This is a genomic window from Methylobacterium sp. CM6247, from assembly GCF_054817925.1.
In genome coordinates, this window is sequence record NZ_JBTXKX010000003.1 from 4,283,787 (window position 1) to 4,302,703 (window position 18,917).

The 18,917-nt window shown below is 62.8% G+C and carries 16 protein-coding genes and 1 pseudogene; 11 read left to right on the forward strand and 6 right to left on the reverse strand.

Going from position 1 to position 18,917, the window contains the following annotated elements:
- The first annotated feature begins 34 nt into the window (after positions 1-34).
- From ACYQOP_RS21235 to ACYQOP_RS21245, 3 genes are all read left to right on the forward strand, one after another.
- A complete protein-coding gene (locus tag ACYQOP_RS21235) occupies positions 35-451 on the forward strand; it encodes an ester cyclase (protein WP_461223891.1) in 417 nt (138 codons plus the stop codon).
- Positions 452-2,759: 2,308 nt separating this feature from the next.
- A complete protein-coding gene (locus ACYQOP_RS21240; protein ID WP_461223893.1) occupies positions 2,760-3,176 on the forward strand; it encodes a DUF1761 domain-containing protein in 417 nt (138 codons plus the stop codon).
- A gap of 25 nt (positions 3,177-3,201) precedes the next feature.
- A complete protein-coding gene (locus ACYQOP_RS21245; RefSeq protein ID WP_461223895.1) occupies positions 3,202-3,879 on the forward strand; it encodes a helix-turn-helix transcriptional regulator in 678 nt (225 codons plus the stop codon).
- Between the two features lie 323 nt (positions 3,880-4,202).
- On the opposite strand, the gene ACYQOP_RS21250 is transcribed toward ACYQOP_RS21245, so the two are convergent.
- The gene (locus tag ACYQOP_RS21250; RefSeq protein ID WP_461225416.1) at positions 4,203-5,102 is read right to left on the reverse strand and encodes an AraC family transcriptional regulator; all 900 of its coding nucleotides are present in this window, start codon (positions 5,100-5,102) and stop codon (positions 4,203-4,205) included.
- 130 nt (positions 5,103-5,232) lie between these two features.
- On the opposite strand from ACYQOP_RS21250, the pseudogene ACYQOP_RS21255 reads away from it, so the two are divergent.
- The 3 genes and pseudogenes from ACYQOP_RS21255 (at position 5,233) to ACYQOP_RS21265 (ending at position 7,461) form a co-directional block, all read left to right on the forward strand.
- Positions 5,233-5,978: pseudogene (locus ACYQOP_RS21255) on the forward strand (SDR family NAD(P)-dependent oxidoreductase).
- Between the two features lie 22 nt (positions 5,979-6,000).
- A complete protein-coding gene (locus ACYQOP_RS21260; protein WP_461223897.1) occupies positions 6,001-6,405 on the forward strand; it encodes a VOC family protein in 405 nt (134 codons plus the stop codon).
- A 249-nt stretch (positions 6,406-6,654) separates the two neighbouring features.
- Positions 6,655-7,461, forward strand: a complete 807-nt coding sequence (locus ACYQOP_RS21265; protein ID WP_461223899.1) for a saccharopine dehydrogenase NADP-binding domain-containing protein — start codon at positions 6,655-6,657, stop codon at positions 7,459-7,461.
- 17 nt (positions 7,462-7,478) lie between these two features.
- Here ACYQOP_RS21265 and ACYQOP_RS21270 read toward each other — a convergent pair whose 3' ends face one another.
- Positions 7,479-8,078, reverse strand: coding sequence for a TetR/AcrR family transcriptional regulator (locus ACYQOP_RS21270; protein WP_461223901.1), 600 nt, complete (start codon positions 8,076-8,078; stop codon positions 7,479-7,481).
- 166 nt (positions 8,079-8,244) lie between these two features.
- Here ACYQOP_RS21270 and ACYQOP_RS21275 point away from each other — a divergent pair, with 166 nt between their 5' ends.
- The 4 genes from ACYQOP_RS21275 to ACYQOP_RS21290 all read left to right on the forward strand — a co-directional run bounded on the left by ACYQOP_RS21275 (position 8,245) and on the right by ACYQOP_RS21290 (position 11,601).
- The gene (locus tag ACYQOP_RS21275) at positions 8,245-8,991 is read left to right on the forward strand and encodes an SDR family NAD(P)-dependent oxidoreductase (protein WP_461223903.1); all 747 of its coding nucleotides are present in this window, start codon (positions 8,245-8,247) and stop codon (positions 8,989-8,991) included.
- 167 nt (positions 8,992-9,158) lie between these two features.
- Positions 9,159-9,641 (forward strand): nuclear transport factor 2 family protein, encoded by a 483-nt coding sequence (locus ACYQOP_RS21280; RefSeq protein ID WP_461223905.1) that lies wholly within the window; start codon positions 9,159-9,161, stop codon positions 9,639-9,641.
- Positions 9,642-9,799: 158 nt separating this feature from the next.
- Positions 9,800-10,222: a VOC family protein gene (locus tag ACYQOP_RS21285; RefSeq protein ID WP_461223907.1), complete on the forward strand. Its 423-nt coding sequence runs from the start codon at positions 9,800-9,802 to the stop codon at positions 10,220-10,222.
- A 491-nt stretch (positions 10,223-10,713) separates the two neighbouring features.
- A complete protein-coding gene (locus ACYQOP_RS21290) occupies positions 10,714-11,601 on the forward strand; it encodes a Crp/Fnr family transcriptional regulator (RefSeq protein ID WP_461223909.1) in 888 nt (295 codons plus the stop codon).
- A 199-nt stretch (positions 11,602-11,800) separates the two neighbouring features.
- Here the strand turns inward: ACYQOP_RS21290 and ACYQOP_RS21295 are convergent, their stop codons facing one another.
- Positions 11,801-12,694 carry a LysR family transcriptional regulator gene (locus ACYQOP_RS21295; RefSeq protein WP_461223911.1) on the reverse strand — a complete coding sequence of 298 codons (894 nt, stop codon included), beginning with the start codon at positions 12,692-12,694 and terminating at the stop codon, positions 11,801-11,803.
- 256 nt (positions 12,695-12,950) lie between these two features.
- Between ACYQOP_RS21295 and ACYQOP_RS21300 the strand changes: the two genes are divergently transcribed.
- Positions 12,951-13,619 (forward strand): glutathione S-transferase family protein, encoded by a 669-nt coding sequence (locus ACYQOP_RS21300; protein ID WP_461223913.1) that lies wholly within the window; start codon positions 12,951-12,953, stop codon positions 13,617-13,619.
- 394 nt (positions 13,620-14,013) lie between these two features.
- Here ACYQOP_RS21300 and ACYQOP_RS21305 read toward each other — a convergent pair whose 3' ends face one another.
- The 3 genes from ACYQOP_RS21305 to ACYQOP_RS21315 all read right to left on the reverse strand — a co-directional run bounded on the left by ACYQOP_RS21305 (position 14,014) and on the right by ACYQOP_RS21315 (position 18,885).
- Positions 14,014-17,184 (reverse strand): efflux RND transporter permease subunit, encoded by a 3,171-nt coding sequence (locus tag ACYQOP_RS21305; RefSeq protein ID WP_461223915.1) that lies wholly within the window; start codon positions 17,182-17,184, stop codon positions 14,014-14,016.
- 148 nt (positions 17,185-17,332) lie between these two features.
- On the reverse strand, positions 17,333-18,511 hold the full coding sequence (locus tag ACYQOP_RS21310) for an efflux RND transporter periplasmic adaptor subunit (RefSeq protein ID WP_461223917.1): 1,179 nt from the start codon (positions 18,509-18,511) through the stop codon (positions 17,333-17,335).
- A 59-nt stretch (positions 18,512-18,570) separates the two neighbouring features.
- Positions 18,571-18,885, reverse strand: coding sequence for a hypothetical protein (locus ACYQOP_RS21315; protein ID WP_461223919.1), 315 nt, complete (start codon positions 18,883-18,885; stop codon positions 18,571-18,573).
- Positions 18,886-18,917 lie beyond the last annotated feature (32 nt).

Sequence of the window (18,917 nt, forward strand, 5' to 3'; positions counted from 1 at the left end):
GCGTCCGCAGCGAAGGTGAAGGAATGACCTCAACATGAGCGATATCGCAACGGTTGCGAAGGCCTTCTTCTATGCCTGCGAGACGGGTAGGGGCTGGGAAGCCTGCGAGCGCTATTGCACCCCCGATGCGACCTCCTCGGCTCAGGCCGACGCCCTGGCCGGCGTCACCTCGCTACGGGACTACACGGAGTGGATGAAGAGGCTTCTGACCTTCATCCCCAACGGTCGATACGAGGTGAAATCGTTCGCCACCGACGAGGAACGCCAGAACGTAGCGGCTTACGGCATCTTTCGCGGAACCCATACCGGAGAAGGTGGTCGGTGCCCGCCGACAGGCAAGAGCACGTCGACCGACTACGGCTACGTCATGCAGTTCGAGGGCGACAGGATTGTTGGGATGACGAAGATCTGGAACGACGCCCAGGCCGTAAGGGAGCTTGGTTGGGCATAGCCCCCAAAGTGGCGGCCTCGTCTTCTAACGAGCAGTGTGACGAGGCTGCCATCCGTTATCGCTCAAGCCGCGTCAGCGAGCGGCAGCTTTCCTTATCGCTGGTTCCGTAAGTCGAATGGCCGAAAACTACCCGTTCCAGTCGCCCGGTTCGGTTTTACCAAGAGCTCAAGAGCAGAGCCTTGCCATTGGGATCCAGAGCGAAGATCGCGAAATCCGTGGCACTCTCGAGGATGGCCTGAAGGAGTTCGTCGTTGCTAACGTGCGCGTTCTCGGGCGAAGCCCCAGATCCATCATTCATGCTCGGCCTTACCGACGGCGGTCGGTCCTCGGGAGTCACGGCTTACACGTTCTCAGAGATACGTCGGTATTGTGCAGTTGTACACACTTAGAGCAGGTTTTCTTCCTTAGATGCTTCGGAACTGTGGCTTCGGGCTGATTTTCCCTTCGTTACGGCTTGAGGCACCTCGTAGGATCGGTCTCAAAACCAATGGAATGGTCCGGTCGGACGCTGCTCTGACAGACAGCGGAGCTTAATCCATTCGCAATAATTTTTTCCTATTTAGGCTGCCGCCTTCGTACAAGATGCGCGGCTGGGAGGCAGTAAAGCTGATGCCTAGCTCGAATTTCGCCGATCCGCTTTTTTGCGTATGTCGTGATGGATTCGCGACGTCAAAGTCGATAACAGACTGGACAGCACACTTCTGCTGAGCTGAGTTGCAGGTTACCTGCATTGTGCCACTTCGATGAACGTACCTTCGGTTAGGCCATTGCCGAACAGCTCGCTGTTTTTCATCGATCAGCTGCGCCTGAGTGTAGGCACGCCCATAAAACTGGACTGTGGGACCGTACATGTACGGTACCCCCTTCACTGCCGCTGCGTTGCTTGACGACCAGATCTGGAGATAGCGCTCTGCAATATAGGCGCTCTGCTGTCTCATCTCTGAAAGCGACAACGCCATTGCCGACGATGACAAAAGGACGCCGCAAACAGCCAATGCAAAAGAGCAGGATCTCAGCATTCTGAACTCCAAAACGGGACCGGGCCAAACGTGAACGTGAAACAGTTAACGTTCGACAGGCTCCTGAAGCCAACGCATCACTCCAGTTTGCGCAGAGACCTTCCGGGTGATGAGCGGTTCTCCCTCGGCACGCATGGAACGCTGACTCTTGTAGGGAGCGCCAACCTCGGCTGAGGAGTCGGCATCGGCATACCCGTAACCACGACTCGGATACGAGGCAGTCCGATAACCCGCGTTTGGATGCTCCTCGTAACGCCGTTTGGAAGGCTGGACTGGAAGAGAAACTACTGGTGGCTTACGGAACGGGGCCGTACGGTCTCCAGATACGAATTCTCCACGAACCCGCTCAGCAGGCTCGCTTCGTGAGCGATCCACGTTCGTAACAACGCCGCGAGACCTGACAACAGGGATTGAGGCCGGCTTCACCCGAGTGACATTTGGCAAGAGGGAAGGCTCAATTGCGGGAAGCTCTGAGCTTTTCGAGGCTTTTGGCCGCTCAGCAAGCGCGGCTCGCCCCTTCTCGCCAGCTTCATGTGAGTCCGTGTCGTTGAATACTAAGGACGGCGCAGAACTAGGACGATCCGGACTCAACGTCTTTTGTTCGTTCAGGACGGGTTCTTGCAGCTCTGAACCGCGTGGTTTTGCCGGCTCTGACCATGAGCGAACGGGCTTCTGCACAGGCGCGACATGTGCTGCAGGATCTGATGTTTCAGTGGCGAGCTTGACTCGTGAGCCGATTGTCGCGTCTGCCCCCGTCTTGACGGACGGCAATAAAAGCGAAGCGGTGAGTGCAGCACCGGCGGCGAATGCAGCTCCGACGGATAATATCATCGTCTTAAGAGCAGCCATAAAATATCCTGGGTGCGTGAAGCGGGCCTTATTGAACGGTCACTGCCATACGTCGGTTCCTGATCTATCCTCGTGCCCGTCCGTACGGTCGCCTGCGCAAATGCTTGGCCTATCACCGGAAACCTGCCTAGTGATCAATGGGAGGAACAATACATCTGGCGCATATCGTCTGCGTGTAGGAAATCCGACGGTATTCCCGACGCCGAGCGTATGCAGGCGTCAGCCCTACCGCTTCCTGAAGCGGACCGGTGGGCGTCGACCCAAGTTGGGCATGTAGAGAGACGTTAGGGCTCTCCGAAAGCGGCCATCTGCCGGCCGCCTTGGGGTTGGCTCGGAATGGGAAACCGACATGACTCACCAACGCTGCTGACACCATGGTGGCAACAGTGCTGCGCTATCAAAGGGTCCTCCGCAACGGCCGGTACAAGGAAATGGGACCCATGATCGAAGCTTTCTCCCACGTAAACTGGCTCGCCGTCGGAGTCGCCAGCATCGCCCACTTCCTCCTTGGCGCTATCTGGTTCGTCGGACTGGTCGGAAAGCACTACCCGGTCGTGCTCGGCATCACTGATCGATCGCAGGAGAAGCCAGATCCACTGTCTTTGATCGGCCCCTTCCTGTGCACCGCCGTCACGGTAGCTACGAGTGCCATCCTCCTGCGTGCGCTCGGCATCACGACCTACGGCGATGCGCTCGTCTTAGGTGCCCTCGTCGCTGTCGGCTATCTTGTTCCGATGACCCTCAACATCGCGATCAATCCGCTTTTCCCGCGCCCCTTTGCGTACACGGCACTCAACGCCCCCTTCTTCGTTATCGGCAGCCTGATGTCGTGGGCAATCCTGGTGGCGCTTTCGTAGGACCGCCCGCCATCGGATACGGGCCATGCGCCGCGCTGACCGCCTCTTCGAGATCATTCAGGTGTTGCGCCGTGCCTCCGGCCCGCTGACGGCCGACCGGATCGCCATGGAACTGGAGACGAGCAAGCGCACCATCTACCGTGACATCGATGCGCTGGTCGCCCAGCGCGTACCCATCCGGGGCGAGGCGGGTGTCGGCTACGTCTTGGAGCGCGGCTTCGACCTGCCGCCGCTCATGCTGACTACGGACGAGGCCGAGGCGGTGGCCCTCGGCGCGCAATGGGTGATCGCCCATGCCGATTCGGGCCTGGCCCGCGCGGCGCTCAGCGTGCTTGCCAAGATTGCCGCGATCGTGCCCGAGGACCTGCGTCGGGTGATCGACGATCCAGCAGTCGGCACACCACCCGCGCGTCATCGGGGCGACGACCCGATCGACATTGCACGCCTGAGGACGTGGTGCCGTGAGGGACGCAAGCTCGCTATCGGCTACATCGACGAGACCGGAGCGGCGAGCGAACGGGTCATCCGTCCGTTCATGGTCGGCTATGTCGCGACCGTTCGCGTCCTGATGGCGTGGTGCGAGTTGCGGCAGGACTTCCGGGTGTTCCGGACTGACCGACTGGCTGCCATTGCGTTCCTCGACGAACGCTACACCGAGCGTTCCGTATTGCTGCGTCGCCGCTGGTTGGCGATGAGGCGCTAGAAGCGAGCCGTTCCTCTGTCCTCCGGTCGATGATCCAGTCCCACTGAAGGATCGCGAGCGGGCGGGATAGCGGCGTCCGCTTTGACTTATTGCCGCTCAGAAGCAGACAGTCGCAAATCCACCCGTTCCGGTCGTCAGTCTCGGCCTCACCGAGGAGCCGACAAGCGGACGTTCCTACCTTCTGCAACGGGTCAGCCTCGGCCGATAACCAAGGACCGCTTCACCATTTGACCGCCCGGAAGCGGACGAACTGGCATCGACCCAACCTTGCCGTTCACGACAGCTTGCGCTGCTCCCCGAAGCAGTCGTTCGTTCCAGGGTCGTCAGGAGGCGCGGCGAACACTGCCCATCTCCTCGCGGACCCTGACGAGGTCCCGGGTAGGGGGTAGACCGAAGAAGCGCGCGTACTCACGGCTGAACTGCGTCGCGCTTTCATACCCCACATCGAACGCTGTCGCCGTCGCGCTGTCGCCGCCTGAGACGAGGCGTGTGCGGGCCTGAAGCAGGCGGATGCGCTTCTGGAATTGGATGGGGCTCAGGGCCGTCGCAGCCTTGAAGTGGCGATGGAACGCCGATGGGCTCATCGCTGCCATGTCCGCGAGCGTCTCGACCCTCAGCGCCTCGGCGAAGTGCTCGCGTATCCATTGGATGGCGATGTTGATCCTCGCCAACGTTGTGTCGGGGGTCGCAATGTCACGCAGCATCCACCCTAAGGACCCCTGAAGGACACGATACAGGATCTCGCGCTCGTAGGCTGGGGCTAGGGCGGGGATGTCTGCAGGGCGATCCATGAGCCGCAGCATGCGCAGCCAGGCATCCAGTAGCTCCGGCGTCACCGCTGCGATCGAGAATGCTACCTCCAGCGTGGGCCTCTGAGGCGTGCGCGCGAGGTCGGCGAGCAGGTTCGCAATGAGTGTCGGGTCGAGGGTTAGGCTGACCGCCATGTAGGGGTCGCCGGAAGGGGTGGCCATGACGTTGCCGGCAGCCGGCAGATCGACCGACATGACGAAGTACGTCGCCGGATCGTAGTGCAGCGTGCGTTCGCCGACCGTCATCGTCTTGGTCCCCTGAAGGATCAGGTTGACCATCGGGTCGTAGACGGCGGCGAGATCGTGCTCGGGAACCTTGCCCCGCACCATCGCCACGCGCGGGATGCCGGTCTCTGTTCTCCGGTTCTGCGCACGGGCGACCAAGGCACGAAGTTCGTGGAGTTGCTCTTCCATCGACATACCATCGACGGATTGCCCGTCCGCGACAATCGAAAAGCAGGAATAGGCAAGATAGCGGCAGGATCGGGCGAGCCGGCCGCCCGAGCCCTGGGATAGCTTCTGCTCACACCAGGAAGCGGGATCCATGAGCAAGATCGTCATCATCACCGGAGGAAGCCGCGGCATCGGGGCAAGCGCTGCCGTCCATTGCACACGGCGTGGCATGGGCGTGATCCTCACCTACAAGGACAATCCCGAGGCGGCCGAAGCCACTGTCAGGCGGATCGAGTCCATCGGCGGCAAGGCTGTAGCGCTGCGCCTGGACGTGGGCGAGACCAACACGTTCAACGCGTTCCGCGAGGCGGTTCAGAGCTCCCTGCAATCCGTATGGGGGCGGACCGATTTCGACGCGCTCGTCAACAACGCGGGCTTCGGTCTCTACAGCCCGATCCCAAGCGTCACCGAGGCGGAGTTCGACAGCCTCTTTGCCGTCCATCTCAAGGGACCGTTCTTCCTTACCCAGGTCCTCTTGCCCATGATCGCGCAGGGAGGCCAGGTCGTGAACCTGACGAGCGCCACCACCCGCGTCGCCACGACAGGCGTGGCGCCCTATGCGGCCTTCAAGGGCGGCCTGGAGGTACTCACCCGCTACATGGCCAAGGATTCGGGCCCAGGGGCATCCGCGCCAACGCCATCTCCCCTGGCGCGATCCGGACCGAGCTCGGCGGCGGGCTCAACGGCGAGTTCGAAGCGTTGCTGGCTTCGCAGACCGCGCTCGGCCGGGTCGGGGAGCCCGACGACGTCGGTCGCGTCATTGCTGCCCTGATCTCCGACGACAGCGCCTGGATTAACGCGCAGTCGGTCGAGGTCTCGGGCGGCTACAGCATCTAACCGGACAGGCGAGGAAGTACCGATGCTCGATCACGTCTTCTTGTCCGTCAGCGACCTCGACCGCTCGACAGCCTTCTACCTGGCGGCACTTGCCCCCCTAGGGATCACGGACCGCGCCGATTACGACGGACAGGACGGCCCTCCGGGGCACCCCGACCTGAGGGGGTTCGGTTGTAAGGGCCGCATGTTCCTTTGGCTGCGCCCTGGCACCGTCGAGGGCCGTGCAGCACATGTCGGCATCATTGCAGCCTCGCAGACGCAAGTCGATGACGCCTACGCCGCCGCCATCGCGGCAGGCGCTGCCGACAACGGTGCGCCGGGCGCTCGTCTCTACTACGACCCCCGCTACTATGCCGGCGGGGTGCTTGATCCGGACGGCTATAGCCTGGAGTTCGTCTACAAGAGCTGGCAGCACGCCCGGCCCTGATCACCCCTTCCGTTGTAAACACCCAGCATCGCCGAGCTACGAGGCTCGCAGGGACGCGTCCAAGCATATGAACAATCTGATGATCTACGGTGCGACCGGTTACACCGGTGGGCTGGTGGCGGAGCGCGCCCAAACCGCCGGCATCAAATTCGTGATCGCTGGCCGGGATGGTCCAAAGTTGCACGCGGCGTCCGCTCGGCTCGGCTCGGCATCGCGCACCGCACTTTCGGTCTCGATGACGCCCAGGCATTGCGGAAGCACATCGCCGGCACATCGGTCCTGTTGAACTGTGCGGGTCCCTTCGCAAGGACGGCGGAGCCGCTAATGCGAGCCTGCATCGAGGCCGGCGTCCACTACCTGGACATCACGGCCGAGATCAATGTCTACCGCTTGGCCGAGAGGTTGTCCGACGCAGCCGCGGCGGCAGGGGTCATGCTCCTCCCGGGGGACGGTTGGGACGTCGTGCCGACCGATTGCCTGGCGGCCCATGTGGCGCGTCGCGTCGAAGCCCCGCGGCGGCTGCGGATCGCCCTGCAGGTGGCGGGCTCGATGTCCCGCGGTTCGGCCATCAGTGCCGGCGAGATCATCGGTGGGGGCCTGTTGGCCCGTGCCGGGGGCGCTCTGGTTGCAAAGACGGACAGCCGGCCGGTCTTCTTCGACTTCGGCGTGGGAGAGGTCGCGTGCGCACCACTCTCCTTCGGGGACCTGGTTACGGCTTGGCGTTCGACGGGTATCCCGAACATCGAGATGTTCGTGCATGTCGCCGGGGATGCCTTCCCGGTTGGCGACCTCTCCCTCTTGCCTGACGGTCCCAGCGCAGAGGAGCGCGACGCCAATCGAGCCCGGGCCGTAGCCGAGGTCACCGGCATCGAAGGTAGCGTCCGCCGCTCGGTCATCGAGACGCTGAACGGCTACTCCTACACGCCGCTGGCGGCGGTCGAGGCTGCCCGGCGGGTCCTGTCCGGAGACCATAAACCCGGCTTCCAGACACCGGCCCTGATATTCGGTCCAGGCTTTGCCGAGACCATCGCGGATACGTGCATCGTCGACCTATGAAGCGGTGGCGTGCGATCCTATTCGGACGCCACTGAGTGCTCCTGGAACTCCCCCTCCAGGGCGCGGCCCGCGATGCGTGCGGTTTCGACCAGGCGCTTCTGCGACAGGCCCATGCAGGCAAATGAGGAAAGGCCTCGCAGCGTCACGAGCACGTAATCGGTGACCTGCCGCGCGCGGGTCGGATGCTTGGACGCGATGTAGGCATGGATGGCGTCCGAGCCGGCTTGTCCCAGCGATTCCGCCGCTCGTCGAGCAGTCTCGTCGTCTGCGCGCATGCCCTCGGTGATCATGCAGCCCCTGAGGCACGGATCGCCGCCATACTGGCGGGCGGCGGCAACGAGCAGCGCGGTCAAGGCCTCGGCTGGCGGCCGCTCGGGCAACAGGATGCGCGCCAGCGGCAGCGCGCTGTTCTCGGCATGCCGCTGCATTGCACGCTCGAACAGCTCCGCCTTGCTGCCATAGGCGGCGTAGAGACTGGGCGGGTTGATCCCGAGTTCACGGGTCAGGTCTGCGATGCTTACGGCATCGTAGCCCCGTGCGTGGAAGAGGGCTTGGGCCTTGGCAACGCCCTCCTCGCGGTCGAAGGCTGGCCGCCGCTTTCGCTGTGACGCTTCCATTCCGCATGCACCTCCAAGCCCCACATATAGCGACCGCTATATAATCGCAAGGCTCTGGCCCTTCGCTAGGTAGCGACCGCTAAATAAGAGCTTGCCTTCGTCCATCCGTCTATGTAGCGATCACTACACAGGCGCCGTTCGGAAGTGCCGCAAAAGGGTTTGAAGCATGTCGTTCGAAGGCAAGGTCGCGATGGTGACGGGTGGCTCCTCGGGTTTGGGGCTGGCAATCGCGAAGGAACTTGCGAGCTTGGGCGCTCGCGTGGTGATCACAGGACGTCGCCAGCAGCCACTTGATGACGCCGTCGCCACGCTGGGGGGCAACGCCTCGGCGCTTCGGGCTGATGTTTCCAAGCCTGATGAGATCGAGACACTCTTCTCGCGAGTGCGCGACGAGCATGGCCGCCTCGATGTCCTCGTCGCCAACGCCGGAGGCGGTGAGATCGAGTCTCTCGGCTCGATCACCGAAGCGGCCTACGACCGGATGTTCGACACGAACGTGAAGGGCGTCCTCTTCACCGTCCAGCATGCCCTGCCGCTCATGCCGCCCGGCGGCTCGGTCGTCATCGTCGGCTCGACGGCGTCCATCCAGCCCGGCCCCGGCCTGAGCGTCTACGGGGCGACCAAGGCTGCCCTACGCGCCCTGGTGCGAAGCTGGGTGCTCGACATCAAGGGAAGCGGCATCCGCATCAATCTCCTCAGCCCCGGGCCGGTGAACACCCCTTCGCTGAAGGGGATCTTCGCAAGCCCCGAGGAGGCGGATGCCGCCCTCTCGTTCCTTGCGGAGCGCAGCACGCTCGGACGCATCGGCGAGCCGGAGGAGATCGGACGTGCGGTGGCGTTCCTCGCCAGCGACGCCGCCAGCTACGTCAACGGCACGGAACTGTTCGCCGATGGCGGCGCCTCGCAGGTCTGATCGACCGCACTCTGTCCCACCACAATCGAGCGAGCGTGATCGCGCTCGCCCCCATGCGATCATCGTGTGGCGTGCCGTCGGCCCATTACCGCCCGTGCCGGCGACACCGATGGCACCGTGCGGCGATCGTGCACCAAGCGTCCCAAAGAAGTGAGAAAGAAAGATCCATGATCACCGATGCTGCCGTCCTAAGCGCCATCGACCGTCTCGTCGCCGAAAGCGAGGTCCGTCGCTTGTTGGCCACATATGCTCAAAACCTCGACTACGGATTGGTCGATGCGAACGCCCATCTGCTGGCACATGCCAGGTTCAAGGTCGGCGACGTCATCGTGGAAGGGCGCGACGCGATTGCCCGCTTCCTGAGGACGAACCTCCAGTATCATGTCGATGACACGCCGCGCACTTGGCACTCGGTCTCGAACGTCATCGTCGAGGTCGGGTCCGAGACGGCCGCCAGCTCGATTTGCTACTTCACGGTCCACCAGGAGCTGCCGGGTCTTCCGCTGCAGCCGATCGTAACCGGACGGTACATCGACAGCTTCGAGCGTCACGACGGCACATGGCGCTTCGTGTTGCGCGAAGTCGAGGGCCGTCTGTTCGGCGACGTCAGCAACCATGTGGCTGCCCCGGCCGAAGCTACCGCAAGGTGATGCTGTCATAACGGACAAACGATAGGCGCCGGTGACCGACGCGAACAAGGGCCTCGGGCTCGCCATTTCGAAGGGGCTTGCCCAAGCGGGTCTGTCGGTCCGGATGGGCGCCCGCGACCGCAGATCCTGATTTTAGTTTCCAACACGGAGTGCAAGCGATGATGAATGGGGAGATCAGTTCGACCGGCGGCGCAATCCTGGATCATATCGAGTTCGCAGTTGCGGACGCAGAGCGGTCGCGGCGCTTCTACGAAGGAGCGCTCCGCCCATTTGGCATGACCGTCGTCATCCGTGTGGGTCCCGAGCGATCACGCACGGGTGGCGTACGGTACGGCATAGGATGGGACGGATATCCCAGTATCTGGTTCCATGATGGAGAGGCGCCAGGTACGCCTATCCACCTTGCGCTTGCGACAACCGGCCGAGACGTTGTGGATGCTTTTCACCATAGTGCACTCGCGGCCGGAGGGACTGATAACGGCGCTCCTGGTATTCGCGAACGTTACCACCCGAACTACTACGCTGCCTTTGTTTTTGACCCTGATGGAAACAACATCGAAGCGATTTGTCAGTCCTGTTGAAGGGATACGACCGGGGCAGGTCCGCTTCATGATTAGGACGGCAGAAGCAGACGAGTGACCTATCCTAGTCACGTTCCTTAGCCCTCGGTCTGTCGTCAAAATGACCGTTTTTCCGTCACGCAGAATCAGCTGCTATCGCCACAACGTTGCCGTTAAGGCCAACTTACGCTGTACTCAAAGGCCCGCCATCGCGGGTAATGCCATTATGAAAGCTGCGTGCACGCACGTGGGCTGAGTATGCCAGATTGTTTGCAATGCAACAGAGGCAGCAAAGTCTCGTTGTGGATCATGTAAGGTGTCAGTTCAGTTTTTATGTTGGATCGTACACCTCTGATAAGCACCACAGGCCGCAACTTGAGGATGCAGGTACGCCTGATTCATTTATGGGAATCGGTACTCTGTATTGATTTGACTCAATTACAAATGTGTCGTTCATTCGGTCAAGGAAATCTGAAGCCATAAGAGGCTTTGTGTATCCGAAGGAGACGACAATGCCGTTTGGCACCCGTCCGCTGAACCCTTTGGTCCACAAAATCGAAAGCTTCGTTCGCCTCTCCGATGTCGAGCGAACGCTCTTGCAGGAGATTGGTACATCCAGCCGGAATGTCGAGCCGCGAAAAGCGCTCATAGAGGAAGGCGAGGAACCGCCCGGCGCTTTTTTGATCCTGGAAGGCTCGGCCTATCGCTACAAGCAGCGGAAGAATGGGCGGCGCCAAATCACAGCGCTCCTCATCCCAGGTGACCTGGGCAATCTCAATGCTCCTCTGCTACGCAGGATGAACCACTCCATTGGCACGTTCTCCGCCTGCCGCGTCGTATGGCTGACCCCTGAAACAATAGAGCAATTACAGCAGCATCAGAACATCGCTTACGGTCTGCGCATGAGCGCCCTTGTAGATGAGGCGATGCTACACGAATGGCTACTAAACGTCGGAGGCCGCACGTCTATTGAGCGCTTGGCGCATCTCCTCTGCGAATTGTATCTTCGCTATCAGACGGTCGGGTGGGCTCGTGGACAGAGCTATGAGCTGCCTCTGAAACAAGCTGATCTGGCGGACCTCACCGGCATATCAAACGTGCACGTCAATCGAACGCTGCAGGAACTCCGGCGCAGACGGCTGATCGAATTGAAGAACCGTCGTCTGAGCATCCTGGACTGGGCGGGCCTGAAAGCTCTAGCCGAGTTCGACGCCAACTACCTGTACCTGCGAGAAGGTAGAAACGGCTTTGCGTCCGACGATCTGCCGTTGCGCTTGAGTAGTGCCGAACCAGACAACCGATTCGCCTTCCAGAGCGGCGGTCTCACGTCGGTTCGGCTTAAACGCTCGAAGTCCCGCTTCCATAACCCTCTCCAAAAACCGAGCGACGCTTCGCCGTAGATAAACCGACGGTATTTCCGGCACCGAGTGTCTGTCGGCGTCAGCCCTACCGCTTCGTGAAGCGGACCGGCGAGTGTCGACCCAAGCCGGTCATTTCGGACTGGGAACTGTCAGCTCCAAAGCGGACACCGATGGTTAGTAGTCAATGGCAGGGTTGGGCGACATTCGGTCCATCCTAATGCCGGCTCGACGTCGCTGATCAGCCTGAGAAGAGCGACGCTTCGAGATGATCCACGATTGCTCGGACTTTCGCTGATGGTCTCGGACCTGCCGGGAAGATCGCATGGACCTGAGCCGGATCGAGCCGGTAGGGTTCCAGCACTTGGGTCAGCTGGCCCGTCCGCAATTCGTCCCCGGCCATGACACGGGTCGCCAGCGCGATGCCCATCCCCGCGACTGCGGCAGCCAGGATCCCCGACGCCGAGTTGATCCAGAGCTTCGCCGGGACATCAACGGAGCTGACGGTCTGATCGTGCGTGAAGCGCCAGCTCTCGCGACCGAACAGACCGTGCTGGACGATGCAATCGTGTCGGACAAGCTCGGTCGGGTTGGCGGGCGTGCCATGGGTCGAGAGATAGGCCGGTGCCGCGACCACCAGCCGTTCGACCACCGCAAGCTTGCGGGCTCCGAAGGTGGAATCTTCCAGCGGCCCAACGCCGAGGCGAATGGCGACGTCGACGCCGTCCATGACGAGGTTCTGGCGCGCATCGCTCATGGTCATCTCGATCCGCAGGTCCGGATGCCGGGCCAGGAACGTCGACAGCGCGGGAACGACCGCGCGTGAGCCGTAGAGCACCGGTATCGCGAGCCGGATGACGCCCTGCAGTGAGTCCACCCCCCGGGCAGCTTGCTCGGCTTCATCGACCTCCGCGAGGAGGGATCTCGCGCGCTCGAGATACAGGTTGCCGGCTTCCGTTAGCGAGATGCTGCGCGTGGTGCGCAGTAGCAGCTTCGTGCCTAGCCGCGCCTCCAGCGCACCCATGATGCGCGACACGGAGGGCTGCGAGAGCGTGAGTTCGCGGGCCGCGCGCGAAAGGCTGCCAGTCTCCGCAACGCGGACGAACACAGCCATTTCCTGCCAGCGGTCACTCATTCGAAATTCGGATAGATGTTGTTTGTGCGAAGTGGATACACCGGATTTTACGAATGGCCTACTTCCCGGCTTACGGCGCCACCAGGGCGCTCAGGAGAACGGCGATGAAGCTTCAGGATAATGCCGACGCCATGCTCGACCGCCTGCGCGCCCGCATCCCAGCCTGACCCCGACCCCTTTTCCCAACGTTCGCGCTGACTGCGCTGTTCTAACCGACAGGCGCGCCGAATCTGATCCCCTTCAAAGGAGCACCAAGATGTCTATCAAAATTTACGGCGATCCCGGTTCGGGCAGCCGACGTCGCGTTACATCAGCCGCTGCCGCCATGGGCGTCGAAATCGAGATCGTGGATATCGATCTCTTCAAGGGCGAGAGCCATACGCCCGAATTCCTGAAGCTAAATCCGCACGGGTTGTCCCCCGTGATGGTCGACGGCGACTTCGTCCTCTACGAGTCCGCAGCGATCAACCTCTATCTCGCCGAGAAGGCGGGAAGCAACTTGGCGGGTCGGACGACGTGCGAACGGTTCGAGATCCTGCAGTGGATGTTCTGGTCGGGCGAGCAGTGGCGAGTCTTCGCGACGCTCACCTTCGATGAGGTGCTCGCCAAGCGCTTCATGGGACAGCCCGCGGACGAGGCCATCGTCAAGCTGGCGGCCAACAAAATCCGTGCGGCCGCCGCCGTGCTGGACGTGCACCTTGCGAAGTACAGCTACATCGTCGGCGACCGCCTAACGCTGGCCGACTTCGATATCGCCGGCCCGTTCTCGCAGAACGAGCGTACGAAGATCCCGCTGAACGAGTTCCCCAACCTGGTGGCCTGGCAACAGCGACTGCTGGCGACGGTGCCTGGTTGGGCAACAACGAAACAGGAAGTCGATGCGCGTATCGACGGTGCTCTCGAAGCGGCCGGCATCCAACAATGAAGAAGAGCACCGGTGCCTCTAGGGCGACCGGCGCCGTACCTTTGCAAAGGGTCGTGAGCGGGCGCGGCGGCGACGTCGACGGTCCTATGCATGGACGTCCGAGAGCAGACGGTCGAAAATCCACCCGACTCAATCGTAGAGTGAGCCAGCGCGTATCGGACCGCATAAGACATTGGTCCTGTCAGCTGCAGTGTCAGCTATCTGATCGATTTCAAGACAGTAAGAGATTGCTCCATCGATCGTAAGAAGGATGAGGGCAGCATTTGCCGGCCTAACACGGGGCATCAGACCGACAATCCGGCGTCAGGATGTTTTCAGATTAGCACCTCGGAGCGCGCAAGGCTGCCCAGGGTAACAGTTTCGCACCCGCAGTCTCAGTCGCGGCTGATCGGTTTCACACGCGTTCCACCGCTGAAGATGCCGTCCCGACCGGTGGGGGCCGCCGTCGCGTGCGTCGCTCCTCGATGCGCTGCAAGACGACATAGAAGGACGGCACGAACAGCACCGCCAGGCAGGTCGACGCCAACATGCCGCTGAATACCGTGATGCCGATCGACTTGCGCGCCGCCGCCCCGGCCCCAGAGGCGGTAACCAGGGGCAGTACGCCGAGGATGAAGGCGAACGAGGTCATCAGGATCGGGCGGAAGCGCAGGCGCGCCGCCTCCACGGCCGCCTCGGCGATGTCGAGTCCTGCCTGCCGCTTCTCGCGGGCGACCTCGACGATCAGGATGGCGTTCTTGCTCGCCAGCGCGATCAGCAGGATCAGCCCGATCTGCGTGTAGAGGTTGTTGGCGACGCCGAGCAGCAGCAGCGCCGCCACTGTGCCCGTGAGTGCCAGCGGCACACCCAGCAGGACCGCGAGCGGTAGGATCCAGCTCTCGTACTGCCCGGCCAGCACCAGGTAGACAAGCACGATAGCCAGCGCGAAGACCAGGTAGATCTGCGAGCCGACCGCGTTCTCCTGAAACGACATCGCCGTCCAATCATAGCCGGAGCTGGGCGGCAGCACCTTCGTGGCGATCTGCTGCATTAGGTCGAGGGCTTGGCCGGAGCTGAAACCGGGGGCCGCCCCACCGACGATCGTCGCCGTCGGGTAGAGATTGTAGAGGCTGATCAGGGATGGGCCTTGCACCGGCTTGATCTCGACCACGGTGCCGAGCGGTACCATCGCTCCGTTGCCGGCCCGGACCTTCAGGTTCTGGATGTCCTCCGGGCGCAGCCGGTAGTCAGGCGCGGCCTGCACGTAGACCTGGAAGGTGCGGCCAAACTTGTTGAACTGGGTGACGTAGGACGAGCCGACATAGCTCGACAGCGTCGAGAACACCTGCCCGACCGTCACCCCCAGGGCTTCGGCCTTGATCCGGTCGACCACGACCGAGAGCTGCGGCACGCCGGCCCGGAACGAGGTGTTGAGCTTCTGCAGCCCGGATTGCGCGTTCCCGTCAGCGACGATCGTCCGGGCGAGGCTCTCCAGCAGCGGATAGTCGAAATCGCCGTTGCGCAATTCAACCTGCATGGTGAAGCCGCTGGCGTTGCCGATACCTTGGATCGGCGGCGGGATCAGCACGAAGGTCGACGCGCCTTCCACGCCCTCCAGCACCGCATTGAAGTGCCCATAGAGGCTGCGCAGGTCCTGGCCCTTCTCCTTGTCCCGAATGTCCCAGTCCTTGAGCACGACATAGGCCACGCCGGCATTGGGCAACGTGGCGTTGGCGTCGAGCACCGAGATGCCGCTGATCGTGAGAACGTTGTCGACGCCGGGCGTCGCCTTCGCCAGCGCGCTGATCCGCTGCATCACCGCGTCGGTGCGCTCCTTCGAGGCGCCATCCGGCAACTGCGCCCCGATGAGGACGTAGCCCTGGTCCTCGGTCGGCAGGAACGCGGTCGGCAGGCGGGTCAGCCCCCACCCGGCCAAGCCGATCAGCACGACGGCCAGGGCGATCATGGCGCCGCTGCGGTGGACCATGCGGGCGATCAGCCGGGCGTACCAGCCTTCGGCAACACCGTAGACGCGGTTGAAGCCACGGTAGAACGCGTTGCGCTTCTCCGGCGGCACCGGCTTGCGCAGCCACAAGGCGCATTGTGTCGGCTTCAGAGTGGCAGCGTTAACGGCGCTGATCAGCGCAGTGGCGGCGATAACCAGAGCGAACTGCTTATAGAGCTGCCCCGTCAGACCGGGCAGGAAGGCCGCGGGCACGAACACCGCCATGAGCACGAGGGTGATGCCGATGATCGGCCCGAACAGCTCCTCCATCGCCTTTTCGGCCGCCGCACGAGGCGTGAGGCCATCGTCGATATGGTGGGAGACGCCTTCAACGATCACGATGGCATCGTCCACCACGATGCCGATGGCCAGCACAATGGCAAACAGCGTCGAGAGGTTCACGCTGAAACCCATCGCCGCCATGGCGGCGAAAGCGCCGATGATGGTCACCGGCACCGTTGTCGCCGGCACCAGCATGGCGCGCCAATCCTGGACGAAGACCAGGATAACAATGAGCACTAAGGCTGCTGCCTCGAACAGCGTCGTGTAGACCTCGTCGATCGAGGCCTGCACGAAGCCGGTCGTATCGAACGGAACGGCGTAAACGAGGCCCGGCGGGAAGCTTTTTGCCATTTCGGCCATCCGGGCGCGGACCGCGCCCGCCACCGTCAGCGCATTGGCCTCGGGCAATTGGAAGATGCCGAGGCCGGCAGCGGGCAGCCCGTTCAGCGTGAAGGACTGGCTGTACGTCTGCGCGCCGAGTTCGACCCGACCGACATCGCGGAGCCGGGAGATGCGGCCCCCGTCCTGCGCATCCGCCTTGATGACGATGTTCTCGAAGTCCGGGGCGTCATTAAGCCGTCCGCTGACGTTGAGGGTGTACTGGAAATCTTGCCCGGCTGGGACTGGTGGCATCCCCACGGCTCCGGCGGTGACCTCCTGGCTCTGCTGCTGAACGATGCTGATGATCGACTCAGGAGTGAGGCCGCGCGCCTGCAGCAGGCTGGGATCGAGCCAGATCCGCATCGCGTACTGCCCGGCGCCGAACACCGTGACGTTGCCGACGCCGGGTAGGCGTGCCAGCTCGTTCTGCACGTTGATGACGCCGTAGTTCGACAGGAACAGGCTGTCGAACTGCCCATCGGGGGCGGACAGCGTCACGAATTGCAGAACCGAGGTGGACTTCTTCTGGGTGGTGACGCCCTGGACCTGGACCGCCTGTGGCAACGACGACATCGCGATCGCGACGCGGTTCTGCACCAGCACCTGAGCTTGATCCCCGTCGGTGCCGATCGCGAAGGTGACCGTGAGAGTGTAGGTGCCATCGCTTGCGCCGGTCGATTGCATGTAGAGCATGCCTTCGACGCCGTTGACCTGCTGCTCGATCGGCAGCGCCACCGTGTCGATCACGGTGCGGGCGCTCGCACCCGGATAGCGTGTGGTGACCTGGACCGTCGGTGGCACGACGTTCGGGTATTGCGACACCGGGAGGTTGAACAACGACACCGCACCGACCAGCAGCATCACCAGGGCGAGCACGTTGGCTAGGACGGGTCGCTCGATGAAGTAGCGCGATATCATGGCGTTGACCCTAGATGCCGACGTCTCAGGGGCGGTCCGCCGCACGGGCGGGCACGCGGGATCGTGGTGGCCGACGGCCGATCGCCGAAAGGATCGAAGTCTTGGACCACAGCTGTCATGGGCTTTGCCTGGGGGATCGGCGGATGTTTCAGCGCTGCAGGGGCGTCTTCTTGGGCGGGGCATCGGCCGCCGCCGCTTTCTGCGGCGCGACCTTGGCTCCCGGGATCGCCCGTTGGAGCCCGTCCGTGACCACCCAATCGCTGGGACCGAGCCCGGTCTCGATCACCCGGTAGCGCCCCTCGCGCGGACCGAGCTTCACCACCCGCTGCGAGACCGTGTCGTCGGTCCCGACGGTGAGCACGTAGCTGCCCTGCTGGTTCGTCCCAATGGCATCATCGCGGACGAGCAGTGCCTTGTCGTCGCGCCCAACCGGGATCCGCACCCGCACGAACAGACCTGGAAGCAGCCCATGATCGCTGTTCTCGATGAGCGCCCGGGCGAGCAACGTGCCGGTGGTTGGATCGACCTGCGGCGCTAGGTAGTCGAGCCTGCCGGCATGCAGATAGCCGGTCTCATTCTGGAGGCCGATCTCCACCGGGATCTTCGACAAATCGCCCAGCGTCCGCTGCGTGGCGAGCAGGTGCTGCTTGACCAGTAGGACCTGCTGCTCGCTCACATTGAAGTATATGTAGAGCGGATCGATGCGCACGAGTTGTGCCAGCTTGGTCGGGCCGCTGATGCCAACGAGCGCCCCGACATCAGCCAGGTGGTTGGTGACGATGCCGTCGAACGGCGCCGAGACTTGGGTGTAGCCGAGGTTGATGGCGGCGATATCGAGATTGGCCTGCGCCTCCATGACGGCGGCGCTGGCCTGGTCCATCTTGGTCTTGGCGTCCTCGACCCGGGCCTGCGATGCGAATTCCTGCTGCCCTAGGGTGGATTGGCGCTGATACTCGGACTGCGTGTTCGCCAGGGCAGCCTGCTGCGCCGCTAGGGCGCCCTGCATCTGCTTGAGCTGCGCCTCATAGATGTTGCGCTGGATGGAAAAGAGGGGTGCGCCCTTCTTCACGGCCGCCCCATCCGTGTAGGTTATCGCCTCCAAGAAACCCTGAACCCGGGCCTCGAGATCGACTGCCGCGAACGCCTTGGTGTTGCCGGTGAGTTCGAAGTAGCGCGTCACCGTCCACTCGGATGGCTGCGAGACTGTGACGCTGGGCGGCGGTGGAGGAACGTATTGGTTGGTGTCGCGGCATCCGGAGGCCAGCGCGGCGAGCGCCGTCGCGGCGAGAAGTCGGACGGGCCCGGAAAGATGTAGCGTGATCGGCACGGGCGGCCCCTCAAACTGGCATCGGTATGGTCGGATCGTGTGGCGTGGTCTTGATGCGGCTACCAACTGTCGCCCGCCTTGGCCTTCCGGGCCATGGTCAGGCACTCAAGCAGATCGACATAGCTCGCCAGGCCGCCGAGTTGGGCTTCGGCCGTGCAGCGCGTCCTGTCTTGGGCCGGATAGCTGGCCCACTGCTTGGCAACCTGAGCGTGCGCCGTCGCTTCGTCGGCGAGGCAGAGCTTCTGCCGGCCGGCATCGAGGGCCATCAGCGTGGTGGCGTCCCGGCAGCCCGGCTCGACATCGAAGACCGGCACCCTGTCCGCGATCGGCAGGGCCAGAGTGAGTTCTATCAGCAATGCGGGAAGAGCTAGCATTATGGTCATACACCTTCGGTCAGCACACCGAC

Bases quoted from the DNA above. Each gene is read 5' to 3' on its own strand.
- ACYQOP_RS21305 (WP_461223915.1), bottom strand. From the start codon at position 17,184: ATGATATCGCGCTACTTCATCGAGCGACCCGTCCTAGCCAACGTGCTC.
- ACYQOP_RS21295 (WP_461223911.1), bottom strand. From the start codon at position 12,694: ATGAGTGACCGCTGGCAGGAAATGGCTGTGTTCGTCCGCGTTGCGGAG.
- ACYQOP_RS21280 (WP_461223905.1), top strand. From the start codon at position 9,159: ATGATCACCGATGCTGCCGTCCTAAGCGCCATCGACCGTCTCGTCGCC.
- ACYQOP_RS21245 (WP_461223895.1), top strand. From the start codon at position 3,202: ATGCGCCGCGCTGACCGCCTCTTCGAGATCATTCAGGTGTTGCGCCGT.
- ACYQOP_RS21275 (WP_461223903.1), top strand. From the start codon at position 8,245: ATGTCGTTCGAAGGCAAGGTCGCGATGGTGACGGGTGGCTCCTCGGGT.
- ACYQOP_RS21315 (WP_461223919.1), bottom strand. From the start codon at position 18,885: ATGCTAGCTCTTCCCGCATTGCTGATAGAACTCACTCTGGCCCTGCCG.
- ACYQOP_RS21235 (WP_461223891.1), top strand. From the start codon at position 35: ATGAGCGATATCGCAACGGTTGCGAAGGCCTTCTTCTATGCCTGCGAG.
- ACYQOP_RS21250 (WP_461225416.1), bottom strand. From the start codon at position 5,102: ATGGAAGAGCAACTCCACGAACTTCGTGCCTTGGTCGCCCGTGCGCAG.
- ACYQOP_RS21285 (WP_461223907.1), top strand. From the start codon at position 9,800: ATGATGAATGGGGAGATCAGTTCGACCGGCGGCGCAATCCTGGATCAT.
- ACYQOP_RS21290 (WP_461223909.1), top strand. From the start codon at position 10,714: ATGCCGTTTGGCACCCGTCCGCTGAACCCTTTGGTCCACAAAATCGAA.
- ACYQOP_RS21240 (WP_461223893.1), top strand. From the start codon at position 2,760: ATGATCGAAGCTTTCTCCCACGTAAACTGGCTCGCCGTCGGAGTCGCC.
- ACYQOP_RS21300 (WP_461223913.1), top strand. From the start codon at position 12,951: ATGTCTATCAAAATTTACGGCGATCCCGGTTCGGGCAGCCGACGTCGC.
- ACYQOP_RS21270 (WP_461223901.1), bottom strand. From the start codon at position 8,078: ATGGAAGCGTCACAGCGAAAGCGGCGGCCAGCCTTCGACCGCGAGGAG.
- ACYQOP_RS21260 (WP_461223897.1), top strand. From the start codon at position 6,001: ATGCTCGATCACGTCTTCTTGTCCGTCAGCGACCTCGACCGCTCGACA.